This window comes from Ignavibacteriales bacterium, assembly GCA_015709675.1.
In the GTDB taxonomy this organism is placed as follows: domain Bacteria; phylum Bacteroidota; class Ignavibacteria; order Ignavibacteriales; family Ignavibacteriaceae; genus H2-BAC3.
This window is the reverse complement of record CP054182.1, coordinates 2,075,607-2,090,135: the sequence shown is the minus strand read 5'-3', so window position 1 is coordinate 2,090,135 and position 14,529 is coordinate 2,075,607. Positions and strand designations below refer to the sequence as shown.

Genomic DNA, 14,529 nt, shown 5'->3' with positions numbered 1-14,529 from the left:
GTGAGTATCAGCTGTTCTTTTTTTGTGAGTCCTGTTTCCTGGTTCACTGCTTCTCCCATTGTTTTGTGTCTGCGTTGTACTTTTTAATAACTCTTGCCGGGGTTCCCGCTGCCACTGAATAAGGGGGTATATCTTTTGTAACAACACTGCCTGCGGCGATAACCGAATGTTTGCCTATGGTAACTCCTGCTGTAATAACGGCATTGGCGCCGATCCACACCTCATCTTCAACGGTAATCTGAGCCGTTGAAACCGGCTGAACACTCGGCGAAAGTGATATATCCTCATATCCGTGATTTAATCCGGAGAGCACAATATTTTGCGCGAACATCACGTCATTTCCGATAACCACAGGCCCGATAATCACGTTACCAAGACCTATGCGAGTGCGGTCACCTATGATAACATCTCCAACGCCGTTATTCACAGTGGAAAAATCTTCAATGGTTGAATCACTCCCCAGAATAAACTTCTTAAAGGGCATTACATCCATTCTAGTATTTCTTCTGATCAGCGACCGGCTTCCCTTTTTATGAAAAAAAGGATTAACCAGCCAGCTCACCCACAGGCGCGGACGCGCCTGATTGCGGGGCATAAGCATCCTCAGCACAAGCATTTTCAGAAACTTGTTTTCTTTGATCTTTCCGGCAATTGTGCTCACTGCCTGCCGCCTTTGATGTTCATTGCATTATATATAGCCGCAACGCTGTTTTCCCAGGTGTGCTCTCTGGTAAACTGGCTGCGCTGTTTCTTCAGTGCTTCTGAGTTTTCCTGCAGTGCACGGGTGATTTTTTCAGCATAATCATCTGCTCCCAGAGCAAGATATGTATGGTCATTAAAGACTTCCATTGCTTCGGTTCTTGTTGCAACAACCGGCTTTCCCATTGCCAGATATTCATCAACCTTGCGGGGATAATTTCCTATCGTTACATCATTTACAATCTGCGGATTGATGCAAACATCAAAATGGGCAACATATTCCGGCAGACGGCTTACTTCCCTTGAGCCAAGGAAGTGCACATTGCTGATGTTGTGCAGGCGGCTTGAAGCAAAATCATTGTCCTCCGGCCCGACAAACACAAATGATATATCCGGCATCTTCTCGGCGAGCGAGATCAGAAGCTGTATATCCAGACGCAGCGAGGCAAGCATGCCAATATAACCCACGACAGGTTTTCTAACTGACTTCAGTTCTTCAGGCACCGGATACTGTTTTTCCGGATCAAAAAGATCGGTTTCACATCCCTGACCTACATAGTGGGAATTGCTGTTGTATCGGGCAGCATAATTTCTCAGATATACGGAATTGGTAACAACCACATCCGATTTCTGAATCAGTTCCGGCTCAAGGCGGGCGCCATGTTTCTGCCAGTAGGGAACGGAAAGAAGATAATCGCGTATATAATAAACCGACATATCCGGCTGAAGCTCTTCCTTCAGATAAAAACTGCGGAAGATATCATTATCATTAAAAAGAATGTAATTGGAAAAGCCAAGCATCTTTGCCGCTCTTTTTATTTCCTTTGCAAAGGATCTGTTATTTCGTTTATTCAGGTAGTTAAAAAGAGAGGGGGATGCAATCCAGTTTATGGAACTGATAAGATTGGCGGGATAAAAACTCCAGAGATTTTTCTGCACTTCCCTGATTTGCGCTTTACGGGAAGTGATAGCATCTATTCTTTTCCTGATGTTCGGATTGCTTTTTTCCCTGAGAAAAGTGATCATATCAAGTGGGTAATTGACATAGAGCACACGATTGTCCCGGGCGAATTCCAGCGCAATATTTTTACAATTGCTGCCGATCGGTGTATCCCAATCCTGCAAACCGACAATAATGATATCTCTGTTTTTCATGCTTAAATTTCTAATTTTATGCACAAAATTTACCTTTCGGGCCTCCCGTCTCCCCCGAAGTCCCGACAAACGGATCAAATTTCCGGATGAAAGGTAACCCGGAAATTCCGGGCTCAGGGTCAGCGTTTTTTTATTTTCGCCATGGCCTGAGCCCCGATGCGAAAGACCTCCATGTAGGTTTCAGGGATTTGGGCAAATACCGAAATAAGCCGTACCTGCAGATACTTCTTAAGTAAAATCTGTGCGATTACGGTAAAAAGAGCCATAGTAACCAGTGTCCCCAGAGCTGCCCCGATGGTGCCGAATGCTTTTATGAAAATATAGTTCGACGCAACATTAAGCAGGGAAATAATCATAATAAGATAAAAATTCGTCTTTGGCCTGCCCACGGAATCCATAATGGTGCCGAACTGCCTGACAAACGGCTGAAAAAATGCCGTAATAAGGATTACCCGCAAGATCGGAGCAGATTCCAGATAAGCACTCCCGGCGATGATAATAATCACCCAGTCAGCGAGGAGGAACATAAAGAAAAGAGCCGGCAGCAGAATGGCAACCAGAACACCAACCGATTTTTCATAAAGCCGGGCCGCGGTATCATGTCCCTCTTCCGATGCGCGTTTTGCGCTCTGCGGAAAAACTATTGCCGCCACAGATGAAACCGGTACATCAATAAGATTATTAACCCGGTTTGCTGTATTAAATACCGCCACTGAAGAAGTCGGAAGCATGGTACCAAGCATAAACTGATCAATGCTCGTAAAAAGCATGGTGCTAATATTAGTGCCAAAAACATATTTGCCATACTGGAAAAGTCTTTTTACCCATTCACGGCTTATATATCCGGCCATGCGGAGATATTTTTTTCCAAAACCGAAGGAGGTCAGCGTTCCCAGTACCGCCCCCACACTCAGATAGATAACCAGACGGTTAAGATCGGCATCAGGTTTTATAAAATATACCTCAGCAATCACCATCAGAAAAAATGAACCGTGGCGCGCAAAGTTGCTGAAGAAAAATCCGCGGAAGTCAAGATTCGCCTGCTGCAGGTAGTTAAACTGATGGAAGAAAATAAGTATGACAGTTGTGATGGTGTAGAGATAGAAAAGCGGAACAATTTTTTCAGAATTCCAGAGTGTTCCCAGAAAGGGAGCCGCGATTACAAGAACCGCGACAAGAATGACCGTAACCAGTATATTCAGAAAGAAAGAGGAACTGATGATTTCCTTATAGTCCTCATCTTTTGCCGAGGAAAGGAATTTAATGAGTGCATTCTGTATCAGCCCGATACGTGCTACTTCTATCAGCGAGGATACTGATATAAAAAGAGCATAGATTCCAAAGTCATCTTTGCTCAGATACCTCACCAGTATAGCAAAGGAGCCAAAACCGAAGAGAACAGTAAACAGACGCTGCAGGAGAGTATAAGTGCCTGAACGCAGCCAGTAATTTTTATCGGCCATTATGCCTGCGAGAGAAGTTTTGCGTAAAGCGCCTGATTTTTTCTCACAAGCTGCTTCAGATCAAAATGTTCTGTAACTGTTTTTCGTGCCGATGAAGTAAGCAGTTCTCTGCTGTCCCTTACTGCATAGGCCGCCAGCATTTTTTCAGCAAGCTCTTTTTCATTGCCCGTCTTAAATAAAAATCCGTTCACGCCGTCCTTTAATGCTTCGGTTGTGCCGGGTATATCAGTTCCGATGCAGAGTTTTTTCATCGCCATTGCTTCCAGTAACGCAAGAGGTATTACTTCCCACAATGAGGGAAGAACAAACACATCAACTGCTTTAAGGACTTCCTTCACATTTTTTGAAAAAGGAAGGAATCTGATATTCTGCTCAATTTTCAGTTCCACTGCAAGCGCCATGGCCTCTTCTTTTAATTCACCATCACCCACCATGAGGAATTTTGCATCCGGAACTGATTTCAGCACAAGCGGTATAGCCCTGATAAAGGTCTGCGGATCTTTCTGAAACGTCATGCGTGCTATAAATGACACGATAAAATCTCCTGATGAGTATCCGTTCTCTTCCCTGAATGAAGAGGTCACCACTTCCGGATTAAAGCTGTTGGAGTCAATACTGTTGTGTATCAGATTATATCTGCCCGCCGGACAATGTTTTCTCCCCTCTGTAAGGTCAGCTTCCGAACCGCAGACAGTCTGATCAGCAAACCGTGTAATAAACTTTTCCGAAAGAATCCTCGACCAGGTCACCAGCTTATTATTGCCAGTATGGAACGACCATCCGTGTACGGTATATATTGCAGGTACTCCCGCCATTCGGGCCGGGATCAGTGTATTGGTTGCTGCACGGGTACCATGAATATGCACAAAGTCAATCTTTTCATCAATGATAAGCTTTTTTACCTTGGTATAGAGATGAACAGCGAAGGGCTTTTCTGTATAAATCACGTGGGTTGTAATCCCCTGTGACCTCAGTCGGTCAACCATCTCCCCTTCGGTAAAACTCAGCACAACCGGTTCAAAACGGCTGCGATCAAGACTTTTTACCAGATTATAGAGATAAGTCTCTCCGCCTCCGACGGATCCCTGTCTGATGGTGTGGAGTACTCTCAGTGGTTTCATCGTTTCATCTCTTTCAGTATATCATCAACAGACCTGTTTTTCGTATGCTCCGTTGCAAGAAAATCAGTTTTAGATTTTTTCAGATTGAGCAGAGCCATTACCTGCCGGAAAGCAAAGAGAGGAATTGAAAAAAGTGATTTCCATATTTCTTTACGGGCATGATTAATCAGAAGAACAAACAGAAAGCAAAAAACAAACAATATCCAGCCGGCAGCGATAAGTAATATTCCACCCGGAGCAAAGAGAAGATTTAATAAAACTATAACTGCGGAGAAAAGAATCATTATGATAATCGGAGGATAGGCTGTCATTATACCGAAAAACACCTGATTAAAACTTCTTTTTTTCAGGCCGAGCACTGCAATTCCGAAGGCTGTTTTCAGATTATCAAAATAGGATTTTAACCATCGTGTCCGCTGCCTCTGTGTCTGTACCCCTTTCGAAATCTTTTCATCAAAAACCAGGGCATTTTCCGCAAAAGCGGTAACAAAATCTTCCTTTGCAAGGTAGTTCTGCAGCATTTTGTCCTCTGCAAGTATCACACCGCTCTGGCTGCTTATTTCACGCAGGAGGTTCTCATACACTGAGGCTTTAATTGCCATTGCTGATCCGGAAATTGCTGCTGAAGAACCAAGCTGATACGGAACCGTCCGCTGGGTATAGTTATAATAGATTTCACCTGCAGCATCAAGTCCGGCATAAGCAGTATCAAGATTCTTGTGGGTTCTTTTGCCCTGCACAGCAGTATATCCCTGTCGGGTAAACCGGTTCATCTGTTCAAGGTAATCCGGGGCCGCGACATTATCTGCATCTATTACTATTATGTAATCATGCTTTCTCTTAAAGCGGTCAATTGCAAAAAGCATGGAACGTACTTTTGAGTTTAACTGCTCTTCAGGTTTAAGCACAGCCACACGGTCTGATGAAACCTCAGTAATATCCTCACACCCGTCAGCAACCACATAAACAAAATACTTCTCTGAAGGATAATTCTGCCTAATTAATGACTCTATTGATGCCAGTGTAACACTGAAATTTTTATATGCAGTTACAATAACGGCAAAGTCATGATTGCCATCAGCAGAATGATACTCCTTTTTTCCGCGTTTTTTCAGCAGGAGATGCATCAGCACCGTCATAAGCGGAAAAATCAGCAGCGCAAAAAGCAGAAAGGTAAAAATATCCATTATGAATTCCATTTTCAGCCCATCCTCATTTCGCTGGCTTTATCTTTTTTCCCTTCAAGGTTTCTCTTAATCAGTTTCTTGATATATGAACGGAACGCTGAGCGCTGTTTTGCCATTTCACCCTGCAGCTCTTCCAGGTTTTCATATTCAATTCTGTTCAGTATTGCCGAAAAGGATTTGCCAGACTTCTTCACAAAATCAATGCTGCGTTTGTCAGCCGGTTCAAGTATTCCCCTGGCTGAAAATACCATCAGTATATGGTCTGCAAAACTGAATAATTCCTTAGCATCAGTATCTGAGTTCATTGAAGGTGCTTCAATCAGAATTACATCATACTGAGAGGATAATTCCTGAAGATTTTTTCTGAATCCTTCCTCATCAATAAGTTCTCCCGGAGACTGATTTCGAATATCTGTACCAATGCTCTCCACTCCTGCAACACTGCTCTGTTTAATTCTTGCAAATAGATCCCCCCGTCCTGACATCAGTTCTTCAGCACCGTTTTCAGAGCTAAACTGCATACTCAGACTATTGTTCCGGAAGTTAGCATCTATGATAAGAACTTTCTTACCGGTTAAACTGATTGCATACGCAAGTACGGAAACTATGAATGACTTACCGGTTTTTTGTGATGTTCCTGTTACCAGAAAGATTTTCCCTTGTGAAAGGAGATTGGAAACATTGTATCTGAGATTCTTCAGTGCATTTTTGAAATAGATCAGACTGGGGTCAGATGATGCACCGTTAAAAATCTCCTTGATGTTCACCGTTTTGGTGTAAAGCTGATTTATATCTCCGATAGTTGTGAGTCCGGAGAACCTCACAAACCTGCCCGGTGACTGAATGGTAAGGTCTATATACTCAAGAACAAAAATCGCGACAACCGTAAGGACAAAACTGATAACACCCATCAGAATAATCAGCAGCAGCTTTTTATTTGGCTCCGGTTTTTCCGCGGGAAGTGCAATTTCTGTCTGCTGAATACTTTTTCCCATATCCTGCACGGCAAATTTGGCAACGTTCAGCTTATTCAGGATAACAAGATACGATTCTGCAGCAACGCTTATTTCCCGTTCAATCCCGGAAATGGTCGCTTCAGAAGGGGCAAATGACTGAACAATGGTCTGTAAACGTCCTAATTCGCGGTCATTTGACTTTACATTTTCGTTAGCAATGGCAAGCTCAATTTCGTACTCAAGTTTTCTTTCAACCAGATTCTGCATACTTGCATTTGGATTCAGCACCAGATTGTCTGACATGGTGGTTACCAGTGAGGCAAGACGGCTTCTTAGCTGTGCAACCGAATCCTGTGCTGCTTTATCTGTATATCCGCTCTCAATCACGCGTGCGCTTAGACTGTTAATCTTTTCCTTAATTTCACTTATAATGCGTGAATTCCTGGAATACTCCGCTTCAATATATTTCCGTTCTTCCGGCGTGAATTTTTTATTAATGTCATTAAGGGCTTTGGTGAGAGATGGTATCTTCTTGACTTCATTTTCACGTATAATTTCAAGTGAGCTGATCTGGTTCACAATGGACTTTGTCTGCTCATACAGATTCACAATCTTATTATCCATTTTAAACTCTTTGAGCCTCTGCACCAGTTCATTCAGTTCCCGTTTTTTCTCCTCTGCCAGTTTCGAGAAAAAATCCACTGATTCGGTTGTCTTTTCCCCCATTATGGTCTTGTAATACCCCATAAAAGTCTGAGTCAGCGTGTTAAGAATAAACGCTGATAAATATGGATTCTCCGACTCAAAGGTCATTTTAATAAAGTCACTCTCCCCAACCCGCTCAACTTTCAGTTTTTTGCTGATTTCTTCAAAGCTGTATTTCTGAGCGGCAATGAGCCGGCGGATATTTCTATCTGTTTCTTCGGTAAAGGGACCTGGCTGAAACGAAATTTTTCTTTCTTCAAGAACCTGAATCATTTCATCAGTACCGCTTTTTAATAGAAATGCGGATTCTTTGCTGAACTTTCTGAAGGGCTGATCCGCTGTAAGATCGTGCAACAACAACTGATAGGAAACCAGATCTATTACTGATTTCGATTTAATCATCTGTATCAGATTGCTGAACTTGGTAGCTGTCACAAACGATGAGGTTTTTTCAACCACATTTTCTTCAAGTGAGATTCTTGTGTCATCAATAATACCTGCGGAAAGCATTGTTTCTGATTTATATACCTCCGCGCCTTTCATGGTAAGGAGAAATGCTGCTGCCATTCCGATAAGGGGTATGATCACCAGCAGTTTTTTCCGTTTAAGCAGGACTTTAATGAAACGAATCAGATCCATTATTCCAGTTCCTCAAGGGATATTCCAATAATTTCTTCAAGACTGTATTTATGGGCGAGAATATCCCCCATGCTTTCGATCTTCCGTTCTTTGTTATCGGTATATGCTCTCAGCGCCCGGTTATAATCCTCCAGAGTGGCTTCCCCCTGCTCAAAGCGATGCTTTACCAGAAGCATGGTAGATTCTGAATCGTTCACTGCCTGATCGCGGGTTTTGAGCAGTTCAGTTGCTCTTTTAAAGTTGGCATACCTCCTGATAGTTTCTGCTTTCAGATACTGCTGATTGGTTTTATAGTCTGCTTCTGCAATGGCGATTTCACTTTCCGTCTGGGTAATCCGGCTCGGGGTTGAAAGTATATTTCCAAGATTCACCGAGAGCCCGAGTCCGAATTTTGGCAGTCCGGATGACTGCTCAGCACCGCCATAATTGGGGACATACTGATATGAAAGATTAACGTTATTAAACCAGCTCCATTTCGCCTGCGTATTGTTTTCGCGGGCGAGTTCAATTCTGTTTGCATATACAGAAATCTGGGGATTATTCCTCTGCGCGGCTTCCACCAGTTTAGCGATCAGAACCGTTTCATTATCACGGTATTTATCAAATACCTGCTGCGCATCAATAAAACCCGGAAGAAAAAACATAAAGAGCACCAGCACCTGTATCATGATCAGATAGCACCTGTCCGTTTAACCACTGACAGAAAAGTTTCTTTAATCAGGGTAAAATAACCGCCAATGGTAGTATGCTGTGAATACTTTCCGAGTGATTTTTTATATTTTTTTCCGTACAGGTATTGTGCCGCCTGATAGCTGTCATGGAGTGCACGTTCTTCTGAAGTAAGCTGTGATCTGCCGCGTGACTGCCAGTAACCGGCAAGTCCGGCTCTTCCGCTAAAGCGCACCTGAGCTAGTTCAGAGAAATCAAGTTCCTCTTCACCGGCAAATATTTTGAGACCGTTGTTCAGCAGTGATTCAGCTTCATAAACCGGAAGCGCCCAAATACCAACCAGACTCATGTCTCCTTTCAGTACGTTGATAAACAACGGCAGCTCGTCAATCGAGGTTTTTCTGAGGAATTTTCCTACTCTTGTTACGCGGGGGTCATCTTCAATTTTTATAAATGGTCCGTTTTCATACTTATTCTTCAGATTACCGATTCTTTTATCAGCGTCAGTATACATAGTGCGGAAAACGGTATAACCGAGGGCTTTTTCTCCTCTGAAGAAATACCAGTTCCTGCCGGTTCTTTTCATCTGTGGCGATACTACACGCTTTGAACGGTAAAAAACCGGTCCCCTGGAATCAAGTTTTATCAAAAGAGCGACAATCAGGAACAGGGGCGTAAGTGCTGTGAGTGCAGCCAAAGCCACGGATCTGTCAAAAAGATTAATCAGTATTCTTGAGAAACGTTCACCTGCTGTTTCTGTTTCTGTCTGCTTCAGAACTTTCTCATCATCAACCACCATACCAAAATTGTGAGGAATATTCATCGTATAATTTTCGCTCGTAACACTTTTGTCAAGGTTTACATTTCTGCCAATGTGAGTATTAGAAAGTATGACACTTTCAGAAATAACGCTGCCTGATTCGATTATTACATTATCACCAATAACCACAGGGCCGGTAATGGTTACATCCTCATCAATTTTGCAATTTTTTCCGATAATAGCCGGTCCGCTGATTTTTTTCGCCAGATTTGAGCCGATTCTTGTTCCTTCTCCGAGTACTAAATTTCTCTCAGCACCTGAAGTTATTTCGCTTCCTGATATTCTGTTTGAAACCAGATCAAGATTAAGATTCCGGTACTCCTGAATATCGCCGATATCCGTCCAGTATGCTTCTGTCTGATAAGCATAAAACGGAATTTTCATTTCAAGAATTTTAGGGAAAAGCTGATAACCAAAATCATACGGCACATTCTTCTCAATAAGCGACAGGATTTCCGGCTCAATGATATATATTCCCAGATTCACGGTATCGGATTTTGCCTCTTCCTTTTTGGGTTTTTCCTGGAATGCAAGTATCTTTCCGTCATGTTCCGTAACTACTACACCAAATTTCGAGGGATCATCCACTTTTTTTACCGCAATGGTTACCTTTGCGCCTGATGACTTATGAAAGTTCAGCATCTCAGCAAGGTTCATATTGGTAAAACCGTCTCCGCTGAGAACCACAAATGTATCATCAAGAAACCGTTCAGATCTCTTAACTGCGCCTGCTGTACCAAGCAGCTTTTTTTCAAGCGAATAGGATATATTTACCCCCCACTTCTTTCCGTCATGAAAGTAAGTATCAATTGCTTCGGGAAGATAGTGGAGATTCATCCTGATATCCTTAATACCGTTGTTTGCGCAAAGGTCAACCAGATATTCAAGTGCCGGTTTATTTGCCAGCGGAAGCATCGGTTTGGGAAGTTTATCGGTAAGAGGATACAGCCTGCTGCCGACTCCTGCTGATAATATCATCGCTTTCATGGAACTGCTCTGCTTTCTTTGCTTAGAAACTATCTACTGCTTCAGCGGTATTGCCGAATACTTCAATCACCTTATATAAACGGGTGAGTTCAAACATGACGCGCACCGGCGGTTCCAGGTGAGATACTTTAAGATCCCCTTTCTTCTCAGACACCAGTTTCAGCCCTGTTACCAGTGAACTGAGAAAGGTACTGTCAATGAATTCCACCCCTTTGAGTTCAACAACAATTTTATTGACTCCCTGCTTATCAATCAGTTCAACAAGAGCAGCTTTGAATTTTGGTGCATCAGTGATGGTCGCCCTTTCACTTCCGAGAGCGATAACAGTGATGTTTTTTTCAGTTTTGATTTCGAGATTCATTTTTTTCCTTTTATTTTTAATTTATGTATCAAACTTAGTGGTCAGGGAGAGCGTTAACAGGCAATAGCCGACAATCGGTACATTATTTCTCCTGAACGGTCAGACATCTGTAACCCGCTGCATGATAGCCCAATGCCGCTTCAGGAAACCCTTGCTGCCTTCTCCCAGAGCGTTGACTGTTTACCGCTTAGAAATCTTTTCAGACCTGCGTATGCGGAAAAGTTCATCATGAGAAACATGTAGACTATGTTGAATATCCTGATTTTTTTGTGCCGTTTCTCAAGCACATACCCCCCGGCACCGAGCAGATAGAAAATTACTTGTAAGACCATCAGCACCAGATAAACCGGATTGTCAAGCAGAAAGAGGTTCAAAATGAAGATAACCGGCAGCAGAAAGGGAACCACGGCCCAGCGAAGCACCCGGTGGCTGATGTACTGAAAAGAAGCCATCCGGTAACTGAACAGGTTAAGCAGTTTTCTGAGCAAAACGATAGACTGAAAACCTCCTGCCGAAATTCTCGCTCTTCTTTTGTATTCATCCGTTATTGTGACCGTCGGATCTTCTTCAGCGTATGCTTCCGGTTCATAAACAATGCGGTAACCATCCTCAACCAGTTTCATGGAGAGGACAAAATCTTCGATTATGGCATTCTCAGGAACCCCGCGTTCCATCAGATTTCGCCTGACTGCGTAAATCTCTCCCGCAGCACCCATAGTGCTGTAAATCTGTGAGTCAATTTTTTTCAGGAATGATTCATATTTCCAGTAAAAGCCCTCCCCCTCACCGCTGGATGAATTCTCATTTTTCCTGATCCTCTTTTCGCCGGCAACACACCCCACCTGTGAATCAGCAAAATGTCTGACCAGATTTTTAATCGAATCGCTGTTGAACATTGAGTTTGCATCAGAAAAGACAAGAATCTCTCCTGAGGCTTTTTTAACGGTGCGGTTCACCTGAGAAATCTTCCCTTTCCGCTCAACATCTTTGGTGACAAACCAGCGTAAATCTCTCCCGGCTGCCATATCCTCAAGCTGCTTTTTATAATCGAGATCAATCTGAGTAGTATCTGCCTCAACCGATTCGAGCAATGCTATAATTCTGTTGAGGGCTTCAATATCCGGTTTGCCCTCTGCATCAAGAATTGTGAACCTGCTCAGCAGTTCTTCGGTCTTGCTTTTCAGCCCGGTGGAGACTCCGCTTTCCATAAAATAACGGAAATACTCATCAAGCGTTTCATCGGTATCACCCCGCTTATCAAGCGCAATCGCAAAGTAGATTTCGAGTTTTTCCTTAGGATAATTCAGCGCAAAAGTATTTCTGATTTTCTCCCTGATAATTTCTCTGCTCTCAGCAAACGCGGAAATAATAAGTGTTACCTTTGGTTCGTATGGATTCTCTTGTGAGACAACTGATTCTCTCCTGTTCCGGGGAAGGAAAAAGCTTTTTCTGAAGAGGGGAATCTTTGCAATAATCACCGCGGCAAGTGCATAACCCGCATAGGTATATACAATTACAAAAAAGACTGACCAGAAAATAATTTCATACAACATAGAAATACCGTTTAATAATTTCTTCTTATTTCAAGGAGGGTGACATCATCACTAGCTTCAAATCCAGCCTGGCTTTTAATTTCCTTCTCAAGCCACTCAAGACTTTCATAACCGGGATGCTCCGCAAGCAGATTCTTTAGTTCCTGGTAAAGATTAAGGCTGTTATTCCCTGCCGACTCGATGATACCGTCCGTAAAGGCAAGCAGCCGTTCCCCCTTCTCAGGAAAGACAACCCGGGAAGTATATACAGTCTTACGGCTGAAACCCGGGGCTGCTTCGATGGGATCAACTTCCTCAACCATACCATTCTGTCTGATCCAGAACAGCGGAAGACTTCCGGCTCCTGCTATCTGCACAGAAGACTGATGCAGATCAACCACAAGCAGCGTAATTGCTATCGAATAATTGGCAAGCAGCCCGTCACTGGTAATTATTCTGTTAAGAGAATCAAGCACCGCAGCGGCATCAAACGCTCCCCCCTTCTGCTGCTGTTCTGAAACTGCTGCTTTGATGTGGCTCTTAAACGGAAATGAGTGAAACCACGCCTCCCATTCCTTACCCATAACATCAGCAATGATATAGAGTGTCTGCCCGGAGATAAGGTCTATCTTTTCCACGAAATCGCCCCCGGGTGTGTCTGCAAATGGTCTGCATATGATGCTTACGGTAAAATTATCAGCGATCTGCTGCTGTTCCTCAGGCTGATGTGAAACCAGTGAAGCGGCTTTTTTAAGTTCCTGTTTTGCCGATTGCTTTAAAAGTGTCCGGTTCTGAAGTACGGTCTCAATTTTTTTAATCAGCAAACGCGGACTGGTTGTCTTCTGGATATAATCGTTTATTTCCAGATTATAGCCCTCAAGCAGGTTCTCCTCCTCGTCATTTGAAGTGAGAAAGATAAAGGGTATCTCCCGCAGCCGCGGATTATCCATAACCTGCTTCCTGAATAAAAAGCCGTCAACTTCCGGCATCTGCAGATCGGATATGATAATGTCGGGATTAAATGATTCTGCTGTCCGGGCAGCCGTTACGGAATCTGAAGTGGTTTTACATTGAAACCCGTGCAGTTCAAGCTGCATCTGCAGCATCTGCAGCAGCCGGGTGTCATCATCCACGAGAAATGCTTTCATAGCTCTGATTATTTAATGATAAAATTTACTGCTGCAATGATACCGCATACCCAATGCCTGGTAAACCCGGTAACGATAAGCGGTACTTTTTTTTAACCGGACGGGAACTTCGGAAAACAAACTTTTCCTGCCATATTACGAAAAGGTTCTCTTCCTGAAGTCCCCGCTTTTAGGTATTTTTCACAAACTAAATCAGGATTTATAGCTTGACTATTCTTGTAATTGAAGACGAGCGCGTTATCCGTGATATGCTCCGGACTTTCCTGGAACTTGAACAATACGCTGTAATTACCGCTCCCGACGGAGCAGAGGGACTTGCTCTGGCAAAAAGAGTCCTCCCCGACCTTATCATCTGTGATGTTATGATGCCTAAACTTGACGGCTATCAGTTAAAAAAGGAACTGGGGAAGGAGGATACAACAGCCACTATTCCATTCATCTTTCTTACTTCTATGCATGAGCGGGAAAATATCAGGAAGGGAATGGAACTTGGCGCCGATGACTACCTGATGAAGCCGGTTAACATGGAGGAACTTCGCTCAGCTATAATAACCCAGATGGAAAAACGGGAAAAGCTGATGAGCATGAAAGCAGCCGTACCCCAAAAACTGCCGGTCAAAGAACACAACCCTAATGAATTTGTGATGTTAAAGGACAAGGGGAATCCCAAATTTGTAAAAATCGGGACCATCATCTGTGTAACTGCTGAAGACAAGTATACGAAAGTCTTTCTCACCAACGGCGAGAAGATTATCTCATCTCTTTCTCTTAAAGAATGGGAAGATATGGTACCGCAAACCAGTTTTATCCGGATTCACCGGGCAACCCTCATTAATATTGAGGGAATCGAAAAAGTGGAGAAGTGGTTTCAGCGCAGTTACCGGGTTAAATTAAAAGGCATCACAGAACCTTTTGAAATAAGCCGAAGATACTATTCAAAAATCCGTGAAATATACGGCGGGGAATAGGTTGTTTAACAATGAAGTGTGAAGTATAAATTCGCTCCGCGAATGCAAAACGCGGAGCAATAGCAACATAATATTTTTATATACGAATAATTTTTACAATTACTTCGTCTCACACCGCC

At 43.2% G+C, this 14,529-nt stretch carries 12 protein-coding genes; 1 reads left to right on the top strand and 11 read right to left on the bottom strand.

What is annotated here, in order from left to right; translation table 11 throughout:
* Positions 1-43: 43 nt before the first annotated feature.
* The 11 genes from HRU80_07855 to HRU80_07805 form a co-directional block, all read right to left on the bottom strand.
* Entirely contained in the window at positions 44-616 is a 573-nt protein-coding gene (locus tag HRU80_07855) for an acyltransferase (protein QOJ30489.1), read from the bottom strand.
* Positions 617-657: 41 nt separating this feature from the next.
* Positions 658-1,854 carry a glycosyltransferase gene (locus HRU80_07850; protein QOJ28799.1) on the bottom strand — a complete coding sequence of 399 codons (1,197 nt, stop codon included), beginning with the start codon at positions 1,852-1,854 and terminating at the stop codon, positions 658-660.
* Positions 1,855-1,973: 119 nt separating this feature from the next.
* Positions 1,974-3,317, bottom strand: coding sequence for a flippase (locus HRU80_07845; protein QOJ28798.1), 1,344 nt, complete (start codon positions 3,315-3,317; stop codon positions 1,974-1,976).
* Entirely contained in the window at positions 3,317-4,438 is a 1,122-nt protein-coding gene (locus tag HRU80_07840) for a glycosyltransferase family 4 protein (protein QOJ28797.1), read from the bottom strand. The genes HRU80_07845 and HRU80_07840 overlap by 1 nt, the downstream gene beginning before the upstream one ends.
* On the bottom strand, positions 4,435-5,637 hold the full coding sequence (locus tag HRU80_07835) for a glycosyltransferase (GenBank protein QOJ28796.1): 1,203 nt from the start codon (positions 5,635-5,637) through the stop codon (positions 4,435-4,437). Before HRU80_07835 ends, HRU80_07840 begins: the two co-directional genes overlap by 4 nt.
* Before the next feature lie 2 nt (positions 5,638-5,639).
* The gene (locus HRU80_07830; GenBank protein QOJ28795.1) at positions 5,640-7,925 is read right to left on the bottom strand and encodes a hypothetical protein; all 2,286 of its coding nucleotides are present in this window, start codon (positions 7,923-7,925) and stop codon (positions 5,640-5,642) included.
* A complete protein-coding gene (locus HRU80_07825) occupies positions 7,925-8,593 on the bottom strand; it encodes a TolC family protein (GenBank protein QOJ28794.1) in 669 nt (222 codons plus the stop codon). The genes HRU80_07830 and HRU80_07825 overlap by 1 nt, the downstream gene beginning before the upstream one ends.
* A gap of 2 nt (positions 8,594-8,595) precedes the next feature.
* Positions 8,596-10,392 carry a sugar transferase gene (locus HRU80_07820; protein QOJ28793.1) on the bottom strand — a complete coding sequence of 599 codons (1,797 nt, stop codon included), beginning with the start codon at positions 10,390-10,392 and terminating at the stop codon, positions 8,596-8,598.
* Between the two features lie 31 nt (positions 10,393-10,423).
* On the bottom strand, positions 10,424-10,762 hold the full coding sequence (locus HRU80_07815) for an STAS domain-containing protein (GenBank protein QOJ28792.1): 339 nt from the start codon (positions 10,760-10,762) through the stop codon (positions 10,424-10,426).
* A gap of 140 nt (positions 10,763-10,902) precedes the next feature.
* Positions 10,903-12,315, bottom strand: a complete 1,413-nt coding sequence (locus HRU80_07810; GenBank protein QOJ28791.1) for a glycosyltransferase — start codon at positions 12,313-12,315, stop codon at positions 10,903-10,905.
* Positions 12,316-12,326: 11 nt separating this feature from the next.
* The gene (locus HRU80_07805; GenBank protein ID QOJ28790.1) at positions 12,327-13,442 is read right to left on the bottom strand and encodes a SpoIIE family protein phosphatase; all 1,116 of its coding nucleotides are present in this window, start codon (positions 13,440-13,442) and stop codon (positions 12,327-12,329) included.
* 206 nt (positions 13,443-13,648) lie between these two features.
* Between HRU80_07805 and HRU80_07800 the strand changes: the two genes are divergently transcribed.
* Entirely contained in the window at positions 13,649-14,410 is a 762-nt protein-coding gene (locus HRU80_07800) for a response regulator transcription factor (GenBank protein ID QOJ28789.1), read from the top strand.
* Positions 14,411-14,529 lie beyond the last annotated feature (119 nt).